We start from the raw sequence: 20,418 nt of genomic DNA on the forward strand, positions 1-20,418 counted from the left end.
GACGGCAGCAGCCGGGCGCGAGGAGACCCGCCTTCATGCATCCTTTGTCCGGTATCCGGGTCATCGACCTGTCCACCGTCGTCTTCGGCCCGCTCGCCAGCCAGGTGCTGGCCGACTACGGCGCCGAGGTCATCAAGATCGAAGCCCCCGGCGGTGATTCCACCCGCCACACCGGCCCGGCGACGGAAGCCGGCATGGCCGCGATCTTCCTGGGATCGAACCGCAGCAAGAAGAGTGTGCTGCTCGACCTGAAGCAGGCCGAGGGCAGGGCGCAGCTGCAGGCATTGCTCGCCAACGCCGATGTCTTCATGCACAGCATGCGGCCGCAGAAGCTGGCGGCGCTGGGCATCGCGCCGGAGCAGCTGCGAGCCAAGTTCCCGCGCCTGGTCTATGCCAGCCTGCACGGCTTCGCCGAAGGCGGGCCCTATGCCGGACGGCCGGCCTACGACGACGTGATCCAGGGCATGTCCGGCACCGTCGGCCTGGTGCAGGAGCAGACCGGCGAGGCCCGCTACCTGCCCACCATCGCCGCCGACAAGACCTGCGCCCAGGTGGCGGCCCACGCCATCCTGGCCGCCCTGGTGCAGCGCGGCCGCACCGGCGAGGGCTGCGCGGTCGAGATCCCGATGTTCGAGACCATGGTCGCCTTCAACCTGGTCGAGCACCTCTACGGCGCCCACTTCGATCCGCCCGCCGGCCCGGTGGGCTACAGCCGGGTGACCACGCCCTGGCGCCGGCCCTGGCGCACCACCGACGGCCATGTCTGCCTGATGCCCTACACCAACCTGCACTGGCAGCGCTTCTTCGACCACGTCGGCGCGCCCGAACTGGCGAGCGACCCGCGTTTCGTCGACATGACACAGCGCACCCGCCATATCGGCGAGCTGCTGGAAACCGCCGGCGCCTTCGTGGCGCGCGACAGCACCGCCTACTGGCTGGACGCCTGCGCGCGCATGGAGATCCCCGCCGCCCCGGTGCAGACCCTGGCCCAGCTGCTGGACGACCCGCAGCTCGCCGCCCTCGGCTTCTTCGAGACCCTCGAAGACCCCGCCATGGGCCGCATGAGATTTCCCGCTTCGCCGATCCGCTTCGACGGCCAGCGGGCCCCCGTGCGCATGCCGCCGCGCCTGGGCGAACACACGCAGGAATGCCTGGCCGCCGCCGGCTGGCCGGGCGCCGCGTCATCGAAAGAAAACGGAGACAAGACAGCATGCCCCATCACTTCCGCAACCGGCCCCGCGTCGCCCTGAAGGGCCGGCGCCTGGCCCTGGCCGCCGCCGCGTTCCTGGCGGCCTCCTTCACCCAGCAGGCCGCCCAGGCCCAGTCGCCCTGGCCCCAGGCCAAGCCGATCACCATGGTCGTGCCCTTCCCGCCGGGCGGCCCCACCGATCTGGTAGCGCGGGTGCTGGCGCAGAAGATGTCCGAGCAGCTCGGCCAGAGCATCCTCGTCGACAACCGCGGCGGCGCCAACGGCAATATCGGCGCCACCCTGGTCGCCAAGGCGGCGGCCGATGGCTACACGCTGCTCTACAACACCTCCTCGATCACCCTCAGCCCGGCGCTCTACAAAAGCGTGCCCTACGACGTGCAGCGCGATTTCACCCCCATCGCCCTGACGGCGGTGGTGCCGTTGGCGCTGGTGGTCAACCCGCAGCTGCCGGTGCAGACGGTGCAGGAGTTCGTCGCCTACGCCAAGGCCAACCCGGGCAAGCTCAGCTACGGCTCGGCCGGCAACGGCAACGTCACCCACCTGGGCGCCTTCCAGGTGGTGCGGGCCTTCGGCATCGACGCGGCCCATGTGCCCTACAAGGGCAGCGCGCCGGCCGATGTGGACCTGGCGGGCGGGCAGATCGGCTTCATGACCGACACCATCAACTCGGTCATCCCCTTCATCCATGACAAACGCATCCGCATCCTGGCGGTGAGCACCGCCAGACGCATGTCGCTGTTCCCCGATGTGCCGACGCTGGCCGAATCCGGCATGCCCGGCTTCGAGGTCGGCGCCTGGCAGGGCCTGCTGGCGCCCACCGGCACGCCGCCGGCCGTGGTGCAGCGGCTCAACGCCGAGGTGAAGAAGGCGCTGCAGAACCCCGACCTGCGCGCCAAGCTGGCCCAGCAGGGCGCCGAGCCGCTGGGCTCCACGCCGGAGGAGTACGGCGCCTATATCCGCAAGGAGCTGGCGCGCTGGAGTTCGGTGGTGAAGGCGACCGGGGTCAGCCTGGATCAGTGAGCAGGCTCAGGCGGCCGCGGCGAGTGCATTGCTGTACTCGCGCGCCGCCATCTCCCGAAAACGCAGCGCCGCCGCGCTCTCGCGTTCGGGCTTGAAGGCCAGGGCCAGGCCGATATCGGCCGCTTCCGGCAGGTCGACGAGCCGGCGGAACACCATCTTCTGGCTGGTGAAGCGCTGCGTCACCGAAGGCACCAGGGCCACGCCCAGGCCGCTCTCCACCATGGCCAGCACCGTCTGGATCTGGGTGGCTTCCTGCGCCACCAGCGGCACGAATCCGGTGGCCTGGCAGGCCAGCATGGTGGCGCTGTGCAGGCCGGCGGCGAAGGCGCGTGTGTACATCACGAAGGGCTGCTCGGCCAGGTCGGCCAGGCGCAGCTCGGCGCGCGCGGCCAGGGCATTGCCCCGGGGCAGGGCGGCCACGAAACAGTCGCGCTCCAGCGGCAGCAGGCGCGCGGTGCTGCTCTCCAGCAGGGGCGTGCGCACCAGGCCCACATCAAGTTCGTCGCCCACGATCTGCTGCATGATCGCGCCCGAGGTGGACTCCCGCAGGATCAGCTCCACCCCCGGGTATTCCGCCCGGAACTGCGGCACCAGCTTCTGCAGCATGCCCGAGGCGGTCGAGCCCACGAAACCCACCAGCAGTTGCCCGCTGGTGCCCTGCGCCGCGCTGCTGGCCTGCTCGCGGAACTGCTCGTTGTAGAACAGCACCCGCCGCGCCTCGGCCAGCGCCGCCCGGCCGCTGGCGGTGAGCGCCACGCCGCTGGTGCTGCGGTCGAACAGGCGGGTGCCGAGTTCGGCCTCCAGCTTCTGGATCGACACCGACAGCGGCGGCTGCGCCATGTGCAGCCGCTCGGCGGCGCGGCGGAAGTTCAGTGTCTCGGCCAGGACGACGAAATGCCGGATGCGGCGCAGGTCCATGGATGTCGCGCGGTGGCTCTCGTGGGTCGGGCGGGACAGCATACGCGAGCCTGCGGCCATGCTTTTTCAGCCGAACTTCGGCGCGCGTTTTTCCAGGAAGGCGTCCACCGCCTCCTTGTGTTCGGGCGTCTGGTGCGAGACGGCCTGGAACATCGCCGCCATCTCCAGCACCGTGTCGAGCCGGGAATGCAGGCTCTCGCGGATCAGGCGTTTGGTCAGCCGCACCGCATGGGTGGGATTGGCGGCGATGCGAGCGGCCATGACGCGCGCCGCATCCATCAGCTCCGTCGCCGGCACCACCCGCGAGACCAGGTTCCATTCCAGCGCCTGGCGCGCATCGATGGTCTCGCCGGTGAAGGACATCTCGGCCGCGCGCGACAGCCCGATCAGCTTGGGCAGTAGCCAGGAGCCGCCGTCGCCCGCGATCAGGCCGAGCTTGACGAAACTCTCGGCGAACTTGGCGTGCTCCGAGGCGATGCGGATGTCGCACATGCAGCTCAGGTCCAGCCCCGCGCCCACGGCCGCGCCGTTGACGGCGGCGATCACCGGCACCTCCAGGTTGAACAGCGCCAGCGGCAGGCGCTGGATGCCGCCGCGGTAGTCGCGGCGCAGCTTCATCGGCCCATGGTCGCCGGTGGCCTGCTGCTGCATGGTGCGGATGTCGCCGCCGGCCGAGAAGGCGGTGCCGGCGCCGGTCAGGATCACCACCCGCACGGCATCGTCGGCCTCGATGCGGGCGATGGCTTCCAGCAACCGGTCCACGATGTCGTTGCCGGTGAGCGGATTGCGGCGCTCGGGGTCGTTGAGGGTGAGGGTGACGACGGGGCCGTCTTGTTGGTAGAGCAGGGTGTCCGGCATGGGCTTGTCTCGCTTGTCTGGTCTTGTCTTGCGGCAGGAGCGGGCAGCTTAGGCAGGCGGGGCAGGGGCGTCCAATATCGATTCCGAGATGGCTGATACACGGTACGGGATCAGCCTAGGGTTGATCCCGATGGTTGATATGTCCCACGTATCGCCCTCGGTTCAATCGATATTGGACGCCTGCGCCAGCCCGTCCTTAAGCTCCCTCCAACACAAAAATGAGAGACAAGGAACGCCGCCCATGGCCACCGCACTGGGGCATCTGAAGGTGCTGGACCTCACCCGCGTCCTCGCCGGCCCGTGGGCCACGCAGAACCTGGCCGACATGGGCGCCGAGGTCATCAAGATCGAACGTCCTGTCGTCGGCGACGACACCCGCGCCTGGGGCCCGCCCTTCCTGAAGGACGGCCAGGGCCAGGAAACCACCGACTCGGCCTACTTCCTCAGCGCCAACCGCGGCAAGCGTTCGGTCACCTGCGACATCGCCTGCGCCGAAGGCCAGGCCCTGGTACGCGAGCTGGCCCTGTGGGCCGACGTGGTGGTCGAGAACTACAAGGTCGGCACCCTGGCGCGCTACGGCCTGGGCTGGGACGACCTGCAGAAGATCAACCCGCGCCTGGTCTACTGCTCCGTCACCGGCTTCGGCCAGGACGGCCCCTATGCCGCGCTGCCCGGCTACGACTTCGTCTTCCAGGGCATGGGCGGCCTGATGAGCATCACCGGCCAGCCCCAGGGCACGCCCGGGGACGAGCCGATGAAGGTGGGCGTGGCGATCAGCGACCTGCTCTGCGGCATGTACGCCACCAGCGCCATCCTGGCCGCGATCGAACACCGCCATCACAGCGGCCAGGGCCAGCACATCGACCTCTCGCTGCTCGACTGCGTGGTGGCGGTCAGCTCCTACCAGGCGATCAACTACTTCCTCTCCGGCCGCATCCCCCAGCGCATGGGCAATGCGCATTCGAACATGGTGCCCTACCAGGTCTTCGCCTGCCGCGAGGGCAGCCTGATCCTGGCCGTGGGCAACGACGGCCAGTACCGCGCCGCCTGCCGGGTGATAGGCCGCGAGGACCTGGCGACGGATCCGCGCTTCACCAGCCCCGGCCTGCGCAGCGTGAACCGCGAGGCGCTGATCCCGCAGTTCGCCGCCGCCTTCCTCACACGCACCATGGCCGAATGGGTCACGGCGCTGGAAGCCGCGAATGTCCCCTGCGGCCCGATCCACGACATGCGCCAGGTCTTCGAAGACCCGCAGGTGCGCCACCGCGGCATGCGGCTGGACCTGCCGCATGCCAGCGGCGTGCAGGCCCCGGCCGTCGCCGGCCCGATCCGCTTTTCCGCCACGCCGATCCGCTACGAACGCGCCGCGCCCACCCTGGGCGAGCACACCGACGCGGTGCTGGGCGGCGTGCTGGGCCTGGATGCCGCCGGCATCGCGGGCCTGCGCGAGCGCGGCGTGATCTAGATCCCGACCCAGAACCGGAGCCAGCCCAGACCGATGTCCTCCCCCCTGCTAGACCAACTCCACCTGGCCACGCTGCCGCCCGAGGCCCAGGCTTTCCGCGCCGAAGTGCGCCAGTTCCTCGCCACCGAAATGCCCGAGCTGCCCGCCGATGTGCGCGCCCGATCCTGGATGGGTTTCGACGCCGCCTTCAGCCGCCGTCTGGCCGCGCGCGGCTGGGTCGGCGTGACCCTGCCGCGCGAATACGGAGGCGCGGCGCTCGACGCCTTCTCGCGTTTCGTGCTGGTGGAGGAACTGCTGGCCGCCGGCGCCCCCGTGGCCGGCCACTGGATCGCCGACCGCCAGAGCGGCCCGCTGATCCTCAAATACGGCACCGCCGCCCAGAAGGACTTCTACCTCCCGCGCATCTGCGCCGGCGAGGCCTTCTTCTGCATCGGCATGAGCGAGCCCAACGCCGGCTCCGACCTGGCCAGCGTGGGCAGCCGCGCCACGCCCGCCGATGGCGGCGGCTGGCGCCTCAACGGCCGCAAGATCTGGACGACCAATGCGCAGAACTGCCAGTACATGATCGCCCTGGTGCGCAGCTCCGGCACGGCGGAGGACCGGCACCAGGGCCTGTCGCAGTTCATCGTGGACCTGTCCCTGCCGGGCGTGACCATCCGCCCCATCCGCGACCTGGCCGGCGACGCGCATTTCTCGGAAGTCTTCTTCGACGACGTGGCCCTGCCGCCCGAGGCCCTGATCGGCCAGGAGGGCAGCGGCTGGGAGCAGGTGACGGCCGAACTCGCCTTCGAACGCAGCGGGCCGGAGCGCCTCTACTCCAGCATCGTGCTGCTGGACCGCTGGCTCACCGTGTTGCGCGCCAGCGGCCAGGCCGCCCGCCATGCCGCCGTGCTGGGCCGCTTCGCCACCCATCTGAGCGTGCTGCGCAACCTGTCCATCGCCGTCACCGCCCAGCTGGCATCCGGCCAGAGCCCGGTGATCGCGGCGGCGCTGGTCAAGGACATCGGCACCGAGTTCGAACAGGCCGTTCCCGCGCTGATCGAGGCCGCCCTGGGCGCCGACCCCGAAGAGGCGCTGGACGCCGAACTGCAACGCGCCTGCGCCTACGTCAGCCAGGTCGCACCCACCTATTCGCTGCGCGGCGGCACCCGCGAGATCCTGCGCGGCATGATCGCCCGCGGTCTCGGCCTGCGCTGAGGAAGAGCCCATGTTCACCGAAGCATTCGAAGACATCCTGCGCGACCGCTGCACCCCCGCCGTGGTGCGCGCCATCGAGGCCGGCGGCGACCACCAAGCCTTGTGGGGCGCCATCGCCGAGGCCGGTTTCCTGGAGCTGATGGCCGCGGAGGAGGCCGGCGGCGCCGGCCTGCCGCTGGCCGAGCTGTATCCCATCGTGCGGCTGCTGGGCCGTTATGCGCTGCCGCTGCCCGTTGGGCAAAGCCTGGCCGCGCGGGCGCTGCTGCCTTCGGGCGAAGTGCCTGCCGGCCTGATCACCCTTGCGCCGGCGGTGCAGCCAGGGCAGGGCGGCTGGTTCTGCCCGCAGGTGCCCTACGGCCGCGTCGCCGACTGGCTGCTGGCCGACGACGGCGCATCCCTGCTGCTGCTGGACTGCAAGTCCGCCCGCCGCGAAACAGCCGGCGTGCCGCTAAGCCAGACGGCCAGCCTGCATTTCCCCGCCGATACGCCCGTGCGCCGCTTTCCCCGGCTAGCCGATGCCCAGCGCGCCATGGGCGCCGCCCTGCACGCCGCGCTGCTGGCCGGCGCCGCCTCGCGGGCCTTCGAGATCACCCTGCAATACGGCAACGACCGCAGCCAGTTCGGCCGCTCCATCGGCAAGTTCCAGGCGATCCAGCACTCGCTCAGCGTGATGGCCGAACAGGTGGCCGCCGCCGGCATGGCCGCACAAGCCGCCTTCGCCAGCGGCCCCACCGTGCCCACTCTGCTGGCCGCCGCCGTCGCCAAGGCCCGCACCAGCGAGGCGGCTTTGCCCATCGCCAACACCGCCCACGCGGTGCACGGTGCCATCGGCATCACCGAGGAATACGACCTGCAGCTGTTCACCCGCCGCCTGCACGAATGGCGCATCGCCCATGGCTCGGAGGACCACTGGCATGCGGTCGTGGGCCGGGCGCTGGTCGCGTCCGATCTGCCCATGGCGGAGTTCGTACGTTCCATCGCCGCCTGAGCAATAAAAAAAGGAGACAAGACACATGACATCCCTGGACCGCCGCAGCTTCATCGCCGCCACCCTGGCCCTGGCCGCCAGCTCACGCGCCCTGGCGCAGGACTTCCCCTCGCGCCCCATCCGCTTCATCGTGCCCTTCGGCCCGGCAGCGGCACCGACACGTCGGCCCGCTACTTCGGCCGCAAGCTGCAGGAGCTGACCGGCCAGCCGGTCATCGTGGACAACAAGCCCGGCGGCAACGGCTTCATCGCCGTGCGCCAGGCGCTGGCCGCGCCAGCCGATGGCTACACCGTCTTCGTCGGCAGCAACTCCACCCTGGCGGTGAACGTGGCCCTGTTCAGGAAACTGCCCTACGACCCGCAAGCCGACTTCGCACCCCTGTCGATGATGATGCGCGCCCCCGCGGTGCTGGTAGTGCCGCCCGGCTCGCCCTACCACTCGGTGGCCGAGCTGATCGCCGCCGCCCGCGCCCAGCCCGGCAAACTCAATTACGGCTCCGGCTCGGCCGGCTACCAGCTGATGGCCGAGGCCTTCAACGACATCGCCAAAGTCGAGGCCCGGCAAGTGCCCTTCAAGAGCGCGGCCGAGGCGCTCACCGCCGTGGCCTCGGGTACGGTCGACCTGTCCTTCGCCGACATCACCGCCGCTTTCGAACTGGTCAAGGGCGAAAAGCTGCGCGCCCTGATGGTGGCCGCCGACCGCCGCCAGGCCGCCTTGCCCAAACTGATGACATCCGCCGAGGCCGGCCTGCCCGGCTTCGCCGCCTCGGTCTGGGTGGCCGCCGCCGTGCACGCCAGGACGCCAAAGCACGAAACCGACCGCCTCGCCAGCCTGTTCGCCCAGATCGAGGCGCTGCCCGAAACCCGCGATTTCTACCTGCGCCTGGGCGCCGAAACCATGCAAGGCGGCGCCGAGGAAATGCGGGCCTTCCAGGCGCAGGACATCGAACTCTGGAAACGCATCGCCACCAAGGCCGGCATCCAGCAGGAGTAAGCCGTGCCGAAAACAGATTAATACTGCTTTTCGATAATTGGAGGCTTATTTTGTGGTTGGCGCCCACAATATCGGCCGGTGGGCACGCTTAGGACGTAAGAGCTAAAGCGAGTCGAGGAACTTCGATGGGGAATGGAGAAAGATCGGCCGCTCTTTCCACCCATTTGCCACCGGAGTCATCATGCGTTTCAATACCAAGTTGGCGGCGCTGCTGCTGAGCACCGCCGCAACGAGCTCATTCGCGGGAGTCGTGCTTTACACCGGCAGGCCGGAATTCTCCTCGCAAGGCTCGATCAGCTATGACAGCGATTTCCAGAGTTATGGCTCGTCGATTGTATTCGCCACTCCCGCTACCCCGTTGACGCTGGGCGACGTTACCTATCCGGGCCCGCAGAATACGATTATCGGATCCCTGCATCCAAGTTCCAACTTGGGGAAAACCAAAAATGTTCTCGTCACCGGCTCGTTCGGTGCGTTGACAGGACAAATTAATTCGGTGCCAAAATACACCATGCTGGCCTTCGACGGAGCAGTGACCAGCGGTGTGGTGAATATATTGATCTCGACCAACCTGGCCAGCTACGGCTTCTCGGACGTCCCCTTTGTCGATGGCTCATCGGGCCTCACTTTCGAGGGCTTCAAAACCAACTCGCCCAACGAGTATTTCGTCGCGTTCTCGCTGTCCACTGCCGATCCCAGCCAGGTGCCCGGCATTACCGATATCACCATCGGCCATGCCGTCATGGCCGCGGTACCGGAGCCGCAGGAAATCGCCATGCTGCTGGCGGGCCTGGGATTGATAGGCCGGAGCATCCGGCCCCGAAAATCTAGCGCGCCAAAGCCGACTTGATCGCCTCGGCCAGCACCGGGCTGTCCACCGTGATGTCCGGCGCGAAACGGCCGACCACGCTGCCGTCCCGCCCGATGAGGAATTTCTCGAAATTCCACATCACATCGCTGTCGTTCTTCGGCAGCAGGCCGTGCTGGGCCAACTTGCCCTTCAACACGCTGTCCGAGCCGGCCTGCGCCTGCGGCGCGGCTTCGATCAGCGCCGCATACAGCGGATGGCGCGGCGCACTGTTCACATTGAGCTTGCCGAACATCGGGAACTGCACACCGAAGGTGCCGCGGCAGAAGGCGGCGATGCTGTCGTTGTCGCCCGGCTCCTGCGCCGCGAAATCGTTCGACGGAAAACCCAGCACCACCAGGCCCTGCTCGCGCTGCGCCTCGTAAGCCGCCTCCAGCCCCTCGTACTGCGGCGTCAGCCCGCACTTGGACGCCACGTTGACGATCAGCACCACCTTGCCGCGGTACTCGGCCAGCGTGGCATCGCTGCCGTCGATCTTCTTCAGGGGGATGTCGTAGAGGGAGGAGGTGGCCATCATGGGTTCTCGGTTGGGAATCGACCATTCTCGCCATCCGCGGGATTTCCTGCCGGCCGCAGGCGCCTCAGCCTTCTTATGCGGATTCCAAGCTTAGCAACTCACTAGTGATTGTTTTTCCTTTTAAGTAACTTTTCCTTAAAATCGCCCGCTCGCAAGTCAACCGGCTTGCCTAAGGCTTCTTCGTGTCGGCGTCTCCCCACCCATCCATTTCCCCCCCAGCCCGCGGCGCCACAGCCGCCGTGGCCCTGCAGAACGTCAGCGTTACCTATCCATCGGCCAAGGGCCTGGTGCATGCGCTGCGCGACATCGACCTGAGCATTCCGGAAGGCGAGATCTTCGGCATCATCGGCAAGAGCGGTGCCGGCAAGAGCTCGCTGGTGCGCACCATCAACCTGCTGGCCCGGCCCAGCGCCGGCAAGGTGCTGGTGGCCGGCCGCGACATGCTGGCCCTGCCCGACGAGCAGCTGCGCGCCGCCCGGCGCGACATCGGCATGGTGTTCCAGCATTTCAACCTGCTCGAATCCCGCACCGTGGCCGGCAACGTGGCCCTGCCGCTGGAGCTGGTCCACACCCCCAAGGACGAGATCCGCCGCCGCGTGGCCGAGTTGCTCGACCTGGTCGGCCTGGGCAGCTTCGCCGAGCGCCATCCCTCGCAGCTCAGCGGCGGCCAGCGCCAGCGCGTGGGCATCGCCCGGGCCCTGGCCAGCAAGCCCAAGGTGCTGCTGTGCGACGAGGCCACCTCCGCGCTCGACCCGGAAACCGCCCGCTCCATCCTGGCCCTGCTGCGCCAGATCAACGCCGACTTCGGCCTGACCGTCATCCTCATCACCCACCAGATGCAGGTCATCAAGCAGCTGGCGCACCGTGCCGCCGTGCTGGATGCCGGCCGGGTGGTGGAGCTGGCCGACGTGTCCGAGATCTTCCTGCAGCCCCGCCAGGCCATCACCAAGAGCCTGGTGGAAGACGTGGTGCCCAGGCATTGCCCGAGCCCGTCGCCGCCCGGGTGCGCGCCGTGATGGCCCAGCACCCCGGCGAGGCCACGCTGCTGCGCCTGGCCTTCCTGGGCGACGACGCCGAACGCTCGGTGCTGTCGGACCTGGTGCGCCGCTACGGCGTGGATGTGAACATCGTGCATGGCCAGGTCGATGAGATCCAGGGCCTGTCCTTCGCCTCGCTGACCGCGCTGCTGCGCGGCCCGGCCGAAGCCCTGGCCCGCGCCGTGGAACACCTGCAGGCCGCCGGCGTGCGCATCGAGGAGATCGCCCCATGAGCGACAGCATTCTTTTCAGCCCCATGTTCCTGGAGGTGTTCGGCACCTCGCTGTGGGAAACCATCGTGATGGTCGGCGTCTCCGGCATCCTGGGCGCGCTGCTGGGCATACCGCTGGGCGTGTACCTGCGCCTGTCCGACCGCGGCGCATTGCTGGAGAACGGCGTGGCCAACAGCATTACCGGCTGGATCGTCAACGCGGTGCGCTCCACCCCCTTCATCATCCTGCTGGTGGCCATCATCCCGCTGACCCGGCTGCTGTCGGGCTCCTCCATCGGCACCGCCGCGGCCATCGTGCCGCTCACCATCGCCGCCACGCCCTTCGTGGCCCGCCTGGTCGAAGTGGCCCTGCGCGAGGTGGACGACGGCGTGGTCGAAGCCGCCCTGGCCATGGGCGCCAGCACCTGGCAGATCGTGTGGAAGGTCTTGCTGCCCGAGGCCTTCCCCGGCATCGTCGCCGCCCTCACCATCACCCTGGTCAGCCTCACCGGCTATTCGGCCATGGCCGGCGCCATCGGCGGCGGCGGGCTGGGCGACCTGGGCATCCGCTACGGCTACCAGCGCTTCCTGCCGGAAGTGATGCTGGCCGTCGTCATCGTGCTGATCTTCTTCGTGCAGGCCTTGCAGAGCTTCGGCGACTGGGCCGTGCGCCGCCTGCGGCACCGCTGATCGAACCAACGAATTTCAACCAGAAGAGCACTCTCATCATGCAACGCAGAAACATCCTCTCGGCCGCCGTGCTGTCCACCCTGCTGGCCACCGGCATCGCCCAGGCGCAGGACAAGCCGATCAAGATCGGCGTCACCGCCGGCCCGCACGCGCAGATCATGGAACAGGTCAAGAAGGTCGCCGAGAAGGACGGCCTGAAGCTCCAGATCGTGGAATTCAGCGACTACGTGCAGCCCAACGCGGCCCTGGCCGCCGGCGACCTGGACGCCAACAGCTACCAGCACAAGCCCTACCTGGACGTGCAGGTGAAGGACCGCGGCTACAAGCTGGTGCCGGTGGGCTACACCATCAACTTCCCCATGGGCGTCTACTCCAAGAAGATCAAGAGCCTGAGCGAGCTGAAGGACGGCGCCCGTTTCGGCATGCCCAACGACGTGACCAACGGCGCGCGTGTGCTGCTGCTGCTGCAGGACCAGGGCATCATCAAGGTGCGCCCGGAAGCCGGCGTGAACGTCACCCCGCTGGATGTGACCTCCAATCCCAAGAAGCTGAAGTTCGTGGAGATCGACGCCGCCCAGCTGCCGCGCTCGCTGCCCGACCTGGACGCCGCCGGCATCAACACCAACTTCGCCACCAGCGGCGGCCTGGACCCGGTGAAGGACGCCATCGCCCGCGAAGGCGCCAAGAGCCCCTACATCAACATCATCGCCGTGCGTGAGCAGGACAAGGACAAGCCCTGGGTGGGCAAGCTGGTGAAGGCCTACCACTCCGACGAGATCCGCAGCTACATCGAGACCCAGTTCAAGGGCACCGTGCTGCCCGGCTTCTGAGCCCGGCACGCAAGCGCTGAACAAGGGCCGCGATGACGACGCTGCGCATAGACGCCATCGTGCAGGGACTGCACGCGGCGCGTAATGAATGGCGGGCGTCGCAATCGCGGCCCCGCGAGCCGGAAAGCCGCGAGTTCCCATCGCCCGACGCGGTGGGCGAGGCCATCGACGCGCTGCGCAAGGCGCTGTTCCCCATGCGCCTGGGGCCGCCGGACCTGCGGCAGGAGAACGAGGACTACTACGTCGGCCACACCCTGGACGCTGCCCTGCACACGCTGCTGTGCCAGGCGCGACTGGAGCTGCGCTACGGCGGCGTGCCCGCTGTCGAGGTGCATGAGCGGGCGACAGAGCTGATCCGGAGCTTTGCCGAAGGCCTGCCCGATATCCGCCGGCTGCTGGACTCGGATGTGCTCGCGGCCTACGAGGGCGATCCGGCTGCGCGCAGCGTGGACGAGGTGCTGCTCTGCTATCCCGGCGTGCTGGCGATGATCCACCACCGCCTGGCCCATAGCCTGTACCGGCTGGGCCTGCCGCTGCTGGGACGAATCGCGGCCGAGCAGGCGCATAGCCGGACCGGGATCGACATCCATCCCGGGGCGCGGATCGGCGGCCATTTCTTCATCGACCATGGGACCGGTGTCGTGATCGGCGAGACGGCTGTTATCGGGGAGCGGGTGCGGATCTACCAGGCGGTGACGCTGGGGGCGCGGCGCTTTCCCAAAAATGCGGATGGCACGCTGGCGAAAGGGCTCAAACGCCATCCGACGGTCGAGGACGATGTGGTCATCTACGCCGGAGCGACCGTGCTTGGTGATGTGACGCTGGGGCAGGGCGCTTCGATCGGTGGGAATGTCTGGCTGACGCATGATGTGCCGGCGGGTGGGTCGGTGACGCAGGCGAGTTCGGTGTCTTGACCAACCTAGCTCCGCGGGTCATCGGCAGTGACGCCGTTTTGGGCTAGGCCATGCGGGGTAAATGCTGGCTCGACGACTCCATTCGGCCAGAAGCGGACATAGTTTTCGGCAATAAAGAGAGTCATGAACGTTCTTTTTATCTGCAGCCGCAATAAGTTGCGCAGCCCGACGGCTGCGCAAGTCTTTGACGGTCGCGCAGGCATAGCAACCGACTCAGCCGGTCTGGCTCCAGACACTGAGTGCCAGTTAGAACTAGACCAGTTGGCCTGGGCGGATGTTGTCTTCGTGATGGAGAAGAGTCATAAAACCAAGTTGACTAGGATGTATTCTGCATATCTCCGGTCGAAGAAGCTCATTTGCCTAGACATTCCCGACAACTACGCTTTCATGCAGCCAGAATTGGTTGAGCTATTTGAGCGGAAAGTGCCGAGGCATCTTGGCCTAGAAATCTAACCGTGAACGGCCAGAAGCGGACACTGCGTTTTGAAAGGAATCTATGAGATTAGTTCACTGGATTTCGCTGTGCATTGCGTTAGTCGGGCTTGCGATGCTTAACGCAGGTGTGCCAAAAGTTGGTGGATTTCTAATCCTCGCTTCAACAGTTGCGGAGATTATTTACGCCGCAGTTGCAGGCAAAAAATCCAACGCCGGCACCCGATAGCCACTTTCGGTCAGAAGCGGAGATAGATGAAACTCTCCTATCCAGTTACAGGAACATATGGGTTTATATTTGCCCTCTCGGCATCATGGGCCTGGCTGACCGATGTTCGACACCTTCACAATCCGCTCGAACATATGCTTCCTGATGTCGTTCTGGTATTTGCGGTGTTTCCGGCATCGCTATCCTTAGACCCTCTGTACAAAGCATTGCCAAATCTTCTCTCGAAACCTTTGGCGCAGTTAACCTGGTTATCGCTCTGTGGCGCAGCTCAAGCTACCGCACTAGGCCTCATAGAGCGGCGCTTTCGCCGAGTAACCAAAGTACGGCCATGATGACCGGCGGACCAAACATTCCTGCTTCCATCGCGATGGCTATAAAGGAGACCACCATCGGCCAGAAGCAGACGTTCGAGACACATATATGAAAGTTGACCTCATGCGCGACAAGGCGAAGTCATTTCCGATGACGGAAAACAGGTCCGCTGTAACGCAACTCCGGATATGGCATTGCTCGTATCGAACTCTCAACGAGCTGTGCGACTTTGAAAACTTGGAATCGCTGACTGTTGCGACCTACCCAGATCCAACGCTCAACGCGCTAGGAGGACTATCAAAATTGCGCTACCTGCGAATAGTCCACTTGCCGCTAGTTTTGGATTTGAGTCCGATATGTGGTCTGGACCAGTTGTGTGCATTGCTGTTGGAAACATCCCCTAGTTGGGACACGAGTGGCAGACGAACAGTGGTCCGATCACTAGCACCACTTGCGGGCTTGCGAAGGCTTAGCCACGTGTCGCTGTTTGGCGTGGTGAATGACGAACGTTCGTTAAAGCCCATTGAGGAATGTGCCCAGCTAAAGTCAGCACAATTTTCGGGTTTCCCGAGTGCAGAGGTTGCTCGGTTTTATAAGGTCAAGCCGGTTCAGAATCTGAGCTTCGCTGAGCCAGTGTGGTGAGCATCGGCAAAAAGCGGACATTAAGAAATGAATCAAAAAGACTTTGTCAAGGCGCTCAAGGTTAGCTGCGTAGACGGGGCCGTTGATGGTTGCATTCGCACTTTCACTCGCCCCCCCTGGCCGAAAGCCATCTCACGATTTAATGCAGCTGTCGGAGTGGTTCAATGCTTTGTCCGCAACGGATGCTCAAATGGTCAGGAAAGCGATGTCAGAGGCTGCCGACGCAACTCTATTTGGCGCACTGTGTGTTCTTGATGGTGTTCGAGTTATTGAGCCGGGACCTGAAAAATCAAATTTCACCCTCATTGCCTCGAAGAATAGTGTGGTTTCTACCATTTGCCCTGGTTCGGAATATCTGCACGATTTGCTCCGTGTCATACTTCAAGACTCTTAACTGCCAGAAGCAGACATCCGCCTAAATAATGGTTTTCTCTCAATTTGACAAGGCACTTTTGCCCTTTGAGGCCAAGGTGTTGCGTGCGACCCTTGACGTACTGCCGCCGGCGCTTACCAAACGTTTTGACGCGCAAGTTAGTGCGATTAATAAAGTGCAGCGACGTCTAGATTGGCGCGAAATTGAGTTCTATTGCGTGAGCTGGTTTAAGGTCCGTTGGCCACAGGCGGAACTGTTTGATTTCAGAAACGAGTGGCGTCTTGCGACCATTGACTGCACGTTTGCTGAGCATGCAGTATCTGTAGGCGTATGGGCCGCAGGAGGTCATGTGTTTTCTTTGGAGGCCGAATGCCCTATGCGGCCTCTGCACCGTTACAGCCCGTTTTCAATAACAGGTGCCGAATTTCACGAGTTGAGCTAACGTCTGCTTTGGGCCCAAAGCGGACCTACGTGCATTAGTCTGCCCGACGCTGTCTATTCCATCTAGCCAATGCCACCTGCAGAACGCTAATCAACCCCATCACACACGCAAAACAAAACGAGGTGAATCCGACGAGAAAAGCGGCGCTTAGTATTGATGCCTCTAAACCAGAGTCATCCGAAAAAGCTCCTATGAACCACAAACAGTCGAGAAGAACAAGAACGGCGCACATAAGCCTCTACAGACCTTGTCGCCGCCACATCACCCTTACAAGCACTGCCGTGGGGATTGGCACAGTAATCAGCCCAATAAAAGCAAGCACGTAAAATCCGCTACTCACACGTTTGCCTCTCTTCGATTCATAAGTACGCAGTAGTGAGTGACATACGTCCGCTTCTGGCCGTCAAAAGTCATAGGTTATTTTTCTAACAGCCATCACAGTCTTCAAAGCTTTTGGCTTTTCAGCCATGAGCCACGCGCTGAAAGCCAACCTGCAATAAATACAGTAGGGGGCACGCAGTACCATACAAACATTGCGAGCCACGTCCTAGGCTCTGGAATTGGAGCGAAAATGTAGCTAATAAATATTAGGCTGAGGATGATTGCGGGCGGCATGAGCGCATTTCGCGCGATTCGAAAGTTCACTAATCCACTAATGAAGCTACTTGCTGCGAACATGCCGCTCATTAATAGCCAAGGAGCCGACCCAGCCATTTCCAAGTCCTTGGATATTTTCGCCATTCGCTCAAGCGACGTTGCAGCAACGCCCCCAACGGCAACCAGAAGCGTAGAAACAATTAACGCCGCCCAATATGAAAGTGCCGAGCCAATCACACTAAGCAACGTGGCTTTGATAGACGGAGAGAAAACTAATGGAGGATTTGTCATGCGTTAACTTGAATGTCTGCTCATGGCCGTTAGGTGCCGTGCTCGACCGTGATTAAGTCCAACTTGCTCTTGAATTGCAAAACTCGAGTTGCGGCATGGTGACTCAAATGTAGAACATCATTTGTACGCCAAGTGAGACCAACCTCAGGCCCACCACGCGGCCCAGGCGGGGCCGCGCCATGGTTGGTATCAGCGACAAAAACGTTGCCGACGCTGTCCCCAAGGCTTTCGTTCGCATCCATGACGGAGACTTGTGTACTAAATCCCGTTGTTGCCCCGCAGTCTCTTTGAAAAACAACGGCCTTCATCTTTCCGTTTGGCGACAGCGCAGAAGCAATTGGCTCGTTTGTGCACATCACCGTCAAACTCCAAATGAATGCGATGACAACTGCACCAAGCCAACAAACTCCGGCAGATACTATTGTGAAGATTGCTAGTCGGAGGATGCGCATGAAAGAATCATTATGTCCGCTTTTGGCCGATGGTAGACGTTCCCGCCTTCACAGGGAAGGGGCGAGAGCCCCCCTGGAAAGACAACTTAACCACAGCAGCCGGAGTCTATGCCAAGCCGAATAAATCCAGTGAGGTCAGCTAGGCCGAGACAGCCCGCGAATGCAAAAAAGAGCCCTATAACACGCGCACGCCAGCCATAAAGCCAGGTGTCAGCCTTCCCGCCCTCAACACTAATAGGCAAACGGCCTGTGATGATGACGTAGCCACCACCGCCGATTAGCAGCAGCACCCACAAAACATCGATAATAGTTTTCATGACGTCGTGTCTGCATTTGGCCGATGGTAGGCGTCAATGCGTTTAACAGAAGGGTTCGAGGCGGACAGTTGACGTGACGCTTTCAAGCGGGGCATAAACTTGCGCCACTCGTCGCACCAAGTCTTACGGCCGTACCGTTAAATTGCATGGTCGCTTTCGTATTAGGAGATATGACCGATATCTGGCCATCCTTATCTAGCACATACGTAAGTTTTCTGCCGCGTAATGTGTTCTCTATCCAGTCCGGGGGAATCGCCCTGTCTGGCTGGTCACGAACGGAAAAGTTATCAATGGAAAAATGGAGTCCACCTTGCCAAATTCCGCCAACGCGGGTAATTAGCATGGTTGGCGTTCTATCAATAAAACCTGCTTTGATGAGGACAGACTCACCTGGATTTGCCTCAATCCCTTGATGCTCCGACATCATCACAATGGTGCATGGAGAGGCGTTACGAAGATAAATTCGGTCTCCAAAATGTCGCCCCATCAGTTCTCCAGCTGCGAAGATGGTGACCAGAACCAAAACGAGCAAGAATGTAATTCTTCCCAATTTTAAAAGAAAATTCAAGTTGTTTGGCCTTTAATCGGCGCTGATATGCGATGTCCGCTTCTGGCCGATAACTGACATTCACTTGTGGCCGCATAAGACTTTAAAAATTGCTTGCCAGCCGTTCGACCACAAGCCTGTACTTCTGATCTGAAGTGTCGCCTATGGAGATGTCGCGTGACGACCGTAAATCTTCGTAGGGGATTGGCTCCGAAAATTGATTTGCCGTCAGGTCCCATCTCACGCCGTCAATCAGATTGTAGAAGTGCGTTCCGCCTGAAGTCTTGGTGTTGAGAATTTCGCCGCCAAAATAATCCTGCACGATCAATGAAGTAACGCTGCAATGATTCATGGCAGCATTCGATGGCGACCAGCCATTGGGTGGGCTGGCGGTATCGGAAGACCATACCGAAATCAAAGCCCGATAGAGGTCTAGCGGCGTTGCAAACGTTCTGGTCTTTGTCATTGGTCTTAGTTGTGCAGATGAGCAAAGCCACCAGTATATGAACCGAGTTCCGCTTTTGGCTAATGGAATAGTGGCCGCTAACCACCGCGCGGCATCCACACTGGACCGCTGCATGCCGTGCAGAAATGGCGCCAACCGTCATGGTTGGGCATATCCCCAAGGGCGATTGCCTGTGCCGTACCGTCTGCACTACATTTGCGCCTCGCGCGCAAAACGCGCGAGCAGGATTGGCGTCCTGGCACGGGATCCCATGGCCTAAGGCCGTGGAACATGTACCGCATGACTGCGGCCTTTTCATTCGAATTGCTTATGGCGGTTCGGATGGGAGGGCTCACGCCCTGCCGGTTCTCTCATGGGATTCCACCGGAACGCCAACCCGTCCGAACCGCCGCCATTTCATCGCTTCGATGCACTGACGGCGGGTTCCCAAAGGAGCCAACGACAGGAGCGAGCATGAAGACCAGGACCGCGCCGACGCGCATCCCTCAGGACGATCCGGCGGCAGACAGCGCCAACCCCCAAACCCACGACATTCCGGCCAGCACGCCTCCACCCATAGCTGCGCATGCGGCCAGCCAGGCCCGCGCGCTTCTGCACGAGATCAGCGGCCTGGCCAACAGCGCGATCCGCCTGTCGGCGCCACGCGCAAGCTCGGCGGATGACCCGGAAGACGACGACCGCGACGAGCGCATCCAGATGCTGCGCCAGAGCCTGGAGCGCGTGGGCTGGGTCGCCGACGTGGCGCTGCGCCAGCTGGGCGACACGGGCGCCTTCGAACGGGCCGAGGACTGGATGCTGGCCCGGCTCTGACCGGAACCGCCCGGCGGGCCGTTCGCGGCCCAGAATCCGGTCTCACCCCAACCGCCACTTTGCAGCCCAAGCCCCATGCAAGACTATTACGCCGCCCGCGCCCACGAATACGACCGCATCTATGCCAAGCCGGAGCGGCAATCCGACCTGCGGCGCATGGAGTCCTGGCTACCCCAGGCGCTGGCGGGCCGCAGCGTGCTGGAGCTGGCCTGCGGAACAGGCTACTGGACCCAGTTCTATGCGCCGGCCGCACGCCAGGTCGTGGCGCTCGACAGTTCCCCGGAGACTCTGGAGATTGCGCGAACCAGGGTGCCGCCCCAGGTGCAATTGCTGACGGGGGACGCCTACCGGCCGCCCCAGGCCGCAACGGCATTCGACGGCGCCTTTGCCGGGTTTTGGTGGTCGCACATACCGCTGCAGCGCATCCCGGCCTTTCTGGAGCGCCTGCATGCCGTGCTGCAGCCGGGGGCGAAGGTCGTCTTCATGGACAACCGCTTCGTGGCTGGCAGCAGCACGCCTTTGTCCGAACGCACGCCGGAAGGCGACACCTATCAGCTGCGCAAGCTCGAAGACGGCTCCAGCCACCGGGTGTTGAAGAACTTCCCGACAGCGGAATTCCTGCTCGCCACGGTCGAACCGAATGCGGCGGTGGCCAGCTATCACCAGTGGACTTATTTCTGGGCGCTGGAGTATTCGCTGAAATAAGCGGCGTGCCGGCGATAGCGGTTCGTTCGGGCCGGATTGATCGGGTCTGATTGTATTTTGGTCTTCGGCCATTGCCGAAAATTGAAG

23 protein-coding genes and 1 pseudogene are annotated in these 20,418 nt (G+C 63.7%); 17 read left to right on the forward strand and 7 right to left on the reverse strand.

Annotated elements, in window-relative coordinates:
- Positions 1-35: 35 nt before the first annotated feature.
- Positions 36-1,250: a CaiB/BaiF CoA transferase family protein gene (locus GT347_RS25390; RefSeq protein WP_160554836.1), complete on the forward strand. Its 1,215-nt coding sequence runs from the start codon at positions 36-38 to the stop codon at positions 1,248-1,250.
- A complete protein-coding gene (locus GT347_RS25395; RefSeq protein WP_160554837.1) occupies positions 1,211-2,230 on the forward strand; it encodes a Bug family tripartite tricarboxylate transporter substrate binding protein in 1,020 nt (339 codons plus the stop codon). Before GT347_RS25390 ends, GT347_RS25395 begins: the two co-directional genes overlap by 40 nt.
- Positions 2,231-2,236: 6 nt before the next feature.
- Here GT347_RS25395 and GT347_RS25400 read toward each other — a convergent pair whose 3' ends face one another.
- The gene (locus tag GT347_RS25400) at positions 2,237-3,148 is read right to left on the reverse strand and encodes a LysR substrate-binding domain-containing protein (protein ID WP_160555519.1); all 912 of its coding nucleotides are present in this window, start codon (positions 3,146-3,148) and stop codon (positions 2,237-2,239) included.
- A 66-nt stretch (positions 3,149-3,214) separates the two neighbouring features.
- The gene (locus GT347_RS25405; protein WP_160554838.1) at positions 3,215-4,006 is read right to left on the reverse strand and encodes a crotonase/enoyl-CoA hydratase family protein; all 792 of its coding nucleotides are present in this window, start codon (positions 4,004-4,006) and stop codon (positions 3,215-3,217) included.
- A gap of 241 nt (positions 4,007-4,247) precedes the next feature.
- Here GT347_RS25405 and GT347_RS25410 point away from each other — a divergent pair, with 241 nt between their 5' ends.
- The 6 genes from GT347_RS25410 (at position 4,248) to GT347_RS25430 (ending at position 9,499) form a co-directional block, all read left to right on the forward strand.
- Complete coding sequence (locus GT347_RS25410; protein ID WP_160554839.1) at positions 4,248-5,471, forward strand: CaiB/BaiF CoA transferase family protein; 1,224 nt, start codon at positions 4,248-4,250, stop codon at positions 5,469-5,471.
- A 33-nt stretch (positions 5,472-5,504) separates the two neighbouring features.
- On the forward strand, positions 5,505-6,668 hold the full coding sequence (locus GT347_RS25415) for an acyl-CoA dehydrogenase family protein (RefSeq protein WP_160554840.1): 1,164 nt from the start codon (positions 5,505-5,507) through the stop codon (positions 6,666-6,668).
- A gap of 10 nt (positions 6,669-6,678) precedes the next feature.
- Positions 6,679-7,656, forward strand: a complete 978-nt coding sequence (locus GT347_RS25420; RefSeq protein WP_160554841.1) for an acyl-CoA dehydrogenase family protein — start codon at positions 6,679-6,681, stop codon at positions 7,654-7,656.
- 25 nt (positions 7,657-7,681) lie between these two features.
- The gene (locus GT347_RS27765) at positions 7,682-7,855 is read left to right on the forward strand and encodes a hypothetical protein (protein WP_229722511.1); all 174 of its coding nucleotides are present in this window, start codon (positions 7,682-7,684) and stop codon (positions 7,853-7,855) included.
- A 17-nt stretch (positions 7,856-7,872) separates the two neighbouring features.
- A complete protein-coding gene (locus GT347_RS25425) occupies positions 7,873-8,649 on the forward strand; it encodes a Bug family tripartite tricarboxylate transporter substrate binding protein (protein WP_229722513.1) in 777 nt (258 codons plus the stop codon).
- A gap of 181 nt (positions 8,650-8,830) precedes the next feature.
- Positions 8,831-9,499 carry a PEP-CTERM sorting domain-containing protein gene (locus GT347_RS25430; protein WP_160554842.1) on the forward strand — a complete coding sequence of 223 codons (669 nt, stop codon included), beginning with the start codon at positions 8,831-8,833 and terminating at the stop codon, positions 9,497-9,499.
- On the opposite strand, the gene GT347_RS25435 is transcribed toward GT347_RS25430, so the two are convergent.
- Positions 9,477-10,031 (reverse strand): glutathione peroxidase, encoded by a 555-nt coding sequence (locus GT347_RS25435; protein WP_160554843.1) that lies wholly within the window; start codon positions 10,029-10,031, stop codon positions 9,477-9,479. The genes GT347_RS25430 and GT347_RS25435 overlap by 23 nt on opposite strands.
- 242 nt (positions 10,032-10,273) lie before the next feature.
- Here GT347_RS25435 and GT347_RS25440 point away from each other — a divergent pair.
- The 7 genes and pseudogenes from GT347_RS25440 to GT347_RS25465 all read left to right on the forward strand — a co-directional run bounded on the left by GT347_RS25440 (position 10,274) and on the right by GT347_RS25465 (position 16,146).
- Positions 10,274-11,304 (forward strand): annotated as a pseudogene (locus tag GT347_RS25440) (methionine ABC transporter ATP-binding protein).
- Positions 11,301-11,972, forward strand: a complete 672-nt coding sequence (locus tag GT347_RS25445; protein WP_160554844.1) for a methionine ABC transporter permease — start codon at positions 11,301-11,303, stop codon at positions 11,970-11,972. The pseudogene GT347_RS25440 and the gene GT347_RS25445 overlap by 4 nt, the downstream one beginning before the upstream one ends.
- A 38-nt stretch (positions 11,973-12,010) precedes the next feature.
- On the forward strand, positions 12,011-12,802 hold the full coding sequence (locus GT347_RS25450) for a MetQ/NlpA family ABC transporter substrate-binding protein (RefSeq protein ID WP_160554845.1): 792 nt from the start codon (positions 12,011-12,013) through the stop codon (positions 12,800-12,802).
- A gap of 32 nt (positions 12,803-12,834) precedes the next feature.
- The gene (gene epsC, locus GT347_RS25455) at positions 12,835-13,716 is read left to right on the forward strand and encodes a serine O-acetyltransferase EpsC (RefSeq protein WP_160554846.1); all 882 of its coding nucleotides are present in this window, start codon (positions 12,835-12,837) and stop codon (positions 13,714-13,716) included.
- A gap of 123 nt (positions 13,717-13,839) precedes the next feature.
- On the forward strand, positions 13,840-14,169 hold the full coding sequence (locus GT347_RS27770; protein ID WP_229722515.1) for a low molecular weight protein tyrosine phosphatase family protein: 330 nt from the start codon (positions 13,840-13,842) through the stop codon (positions 14,167-14,169).
- A gap of 234 nt (positions 14,170-14,403) precedes the next feature.
- Positions 14,404-14,709, forward strand: coding sequence for a hypothetical protein (locus tag GT347_RS25460; protein WP_160554847.1), 306 nt, complete (start codon positions 14,404-14,406; stop codon positions 14,707-14,709).
- Positions 14,710-15,753: 1,044 nt separating this feature from the next.
- A complete protein-coding gene (locus tag GT347_RS25465) occupies positions 15,754-16,146 on the forward strand; it encodes a hypothetical protein (RefSeq protein WP_160554848.1) in 393 nt (130 codons plus the stop codon).
- 444 nt (positions 16,147-16,590) lie between these two features.
- On the opposite strand, the gene GT347_RS25470 is transcribed toward GT347_RS25465, so the two are convergent.
- From GT347_RS25470 to GT347_RS25480, 4 genes are all read right to left on the reverse strand, one after another.
- Positions 16,591-17,034 (reverse strand): hypothetical protein, encoded by a 444-nt coding sequence (locus GT347_RS25470; protein WP_160554849.1) that lies wholly within the window; start codon positions 17,032-17,034, stop codon positions 16,591-16,593.
- A 538-nt stretch (positions 17,035-17,572) separates the two neighbouring features.
- The gene (locus GT347_RS27775; protein ID WP_229722517.1) at positions 17,573-17,803 is read right to left on the reverse strand and encodes a hypothetical protein; all 231 of its coding nucleotides are present in this window, start codon (positions 17,801-17,803) and stop codon (positions 17,573-17,575) included.
- A gap of 82 nt (positions 17,804-17,885) precedes the next feature.
- The gene (locus GT347_RS25475) at positions 17,886-18,371 is read right to left on the reverse strand and encodes a hypothetical protein (RefSeq protein WP_160554850.1); all 486 of its coding nucleotides are present in this window, start codon (positions 18,369-18,371) and stop codon (positions 17,886-17,888) included.
- Between the two features lie 82 nt (positions 18,372-18,453).
- Positions 18,454-18,816 (reverse strand): YunG family protein, encoded by a 363-nt coding sequence (locus GT347_RS25480; protein WP_160554851.1) that lies wholly within the window; start codon positions 18,814-18,816, stop codon positions 18,454-18,456.
- A 453-nt stretch (positions 18,817-19,269) separates the two neighbouring features.
- Here GT347_RS25480 and GT347_RS25485 point away from each other — a divergent pair, with 453 nt between their 5' ends.
- On the forward strand, positions 19,270-19,626 hold the full coding sequence (locus GT347_RS25485) for a hypothetical protein (RefSeq protein ID WP_160554852.1): 357 nt from the start codon (positions 19,270-19,272) through the stop codon (positions 19,624-19,626).
- A gap of 75 nt (positions 19,627-19,701) precedes the next feature.
- The gene (locus GT347_RS25490) at positions 19,702-20,331 is read left to right on the forward strand and encodes a class I SAM-dependent methyltransferase (protein ID WP_160554853.1); all 630 of its coding nucleotides are present in this window, start codon (positions 19,702-19,704) and stop codon (positions 20,329-20,331) included.
- Positions 20,332-20,418 lie beyond the last annotated feature (87 nt).

It is taken from the genome of Xylophilus rhododendri (genome assembly GCF_009906855.1).
Taxonomy (GTDB): domain Bacteria; phylum Pseudomonadota; class Gammaproteobacteria; order Burkholderiales; family Burkholderiaceae_C; genus Xylophilus; species Xylophilus rhododendri.

Bases quoted from the DNA above. Each gene is read 5' to 3' on its own strand.
- GT347_RS25390 (WP_160554836.1), top strand. From the start codon at position 36: ATGCATCCTTTGTCCGGTATCCGGGTCATCGACCTGTCCACCGTCGTC.
- GT347_RS25395 (WP_160554837.1), top strand. From the start codon at position 1,211: ATGCCCCATCACTTCCGCAACCGGCCCCGCGTCGCCCTGAAGGGCCGG.
- GT347_RS25400 (WP_160555519.1), bottom strand. From the start codon at position 3,148: ATGGACCTGCGCCGCATCCGGCATTTCGTCGTCCTGGCCGAGACACTG.
- GT347_RS25405 (WP_160554838.1), bottom strand. From the start codon at position 4,006: ATGCCGGACACCCTGCTCTACCAACAAGACGGCCCCGTCGTCACCCTC.
- GT347_RS25410 (WP_160554839.1), top strand. From the start codon at position 4,248: ATGGCCACCGCACTGGGGCATCTGAAGGTGCTGGACCTCACCCGCGTC.
- GT347_RS25415 (WP_160554840.1), top strand. From the start codon at position 5,505: ATGTCCTCCCCCCTGCTAGACCAACTCCACCTGGCCACGCTGCCGCCC.
- GT347_RS25420 (WP_160554841.1), top strand. From the start codon at position 6,679: ATGTTCACCGAAGCATTCGAAGACATCCTGCGCGACCGCTGCACCCCC.
- GT347_RS27765 (WP_229722511.1), top strand. From the start codon at position 7,682: ATGACATCCCTGGACCGCCGCAGCTTCATCGCCGCCACCCTGGCCCTG.
- GT347_RS25430 (WP_160554842.1), top strand. From the start codon at position 8,831: ATGCGTTTCAATACCAAGTTGGCGGCGCTGCTGCTGAGCACCGCCGCA.
- GT347_RS25435 (WP_160554843.1), bottom strand. From the start codon at position 10,031: ATGGCCACCTCCTCCCTCTACGACATCCCCCTGAAGAAGATCGACGGC.
- GT347_RS25445 (WP_160554844.1), top strand. From the start codon at position 11,301: ATGAGCGACAGCATTCTTTTCAGCCCCATGTTCCTGGAGGTGTTCGGC.
- GT347_RS25450 (WP_160554845.1), top strand. From the start codon at position 12,011: ATGCAACGCAGAAACATCCTCTCGGCCGCCGTGCTGTCCACCCTGCTG.
- epsC (WP_160554846.1), top strand. From the start codon at position 12,835: ATGACGACGCTGCGCATAGACGCCATCGTGCAGGGACTGCACGCGGCG.
- GT347_RS27770 (WP_229722515.1), top strand. From the start codon at position 13,840: ATGAACGTTCTTTTTATCTGCAGCCGCAATAAGTTGCGCAGCCCGACG.
- GT347_RS25460 (WP_160554847.1), top strand. From the start codon at position 14,404: ATGAAACTCTCCTATCCAGTTACAGGAACATATGGGTTTATATTTGCC.
- GT347_RS25465 (WP_160554848.1), top strand. From the start codon at position 15,754: ATGGTTTTCTCTCAATTTGACAAGGCACTTTTGCCCTTTGAGGCCAAG.
- GT347_RS25470 (WP_160554849.1), bottom strand. From the start codon at position 17,034: ATGACAAATCCTCCATTAGTTTTCTCTCCGTCTATCAAAGCCACGTTG.
- GT347_RS27775 (WP_229722517.1), bottom strand. From the start codon at position 17,803: ATGAAAACTATTATCGATGTTTTGTGGGTGCTGCTGCTAATCGGCGGT.
- GT347_RS25480 (WP_160554851.1), bottom strand. From the start codon at position 18,816: ATGACAAAGACCAGAACGTTTGCAACGCCGCTAGACCTCTATCGGGCT.
- GT347_RS25485 (WP_160554852.1), top strand. From the start codon at position 19,270: ATGAAGACCAGGACCGCGCCGACGCGCATCCCTCAGGACGATCCGGCG.
- GT347_RS25490 (WP_160554853.1), top strand. From the start codon at position 19,702: ATGCAAGACTATTACGCCGCCCGCGCCCACGAATACGACCGCATCTAT.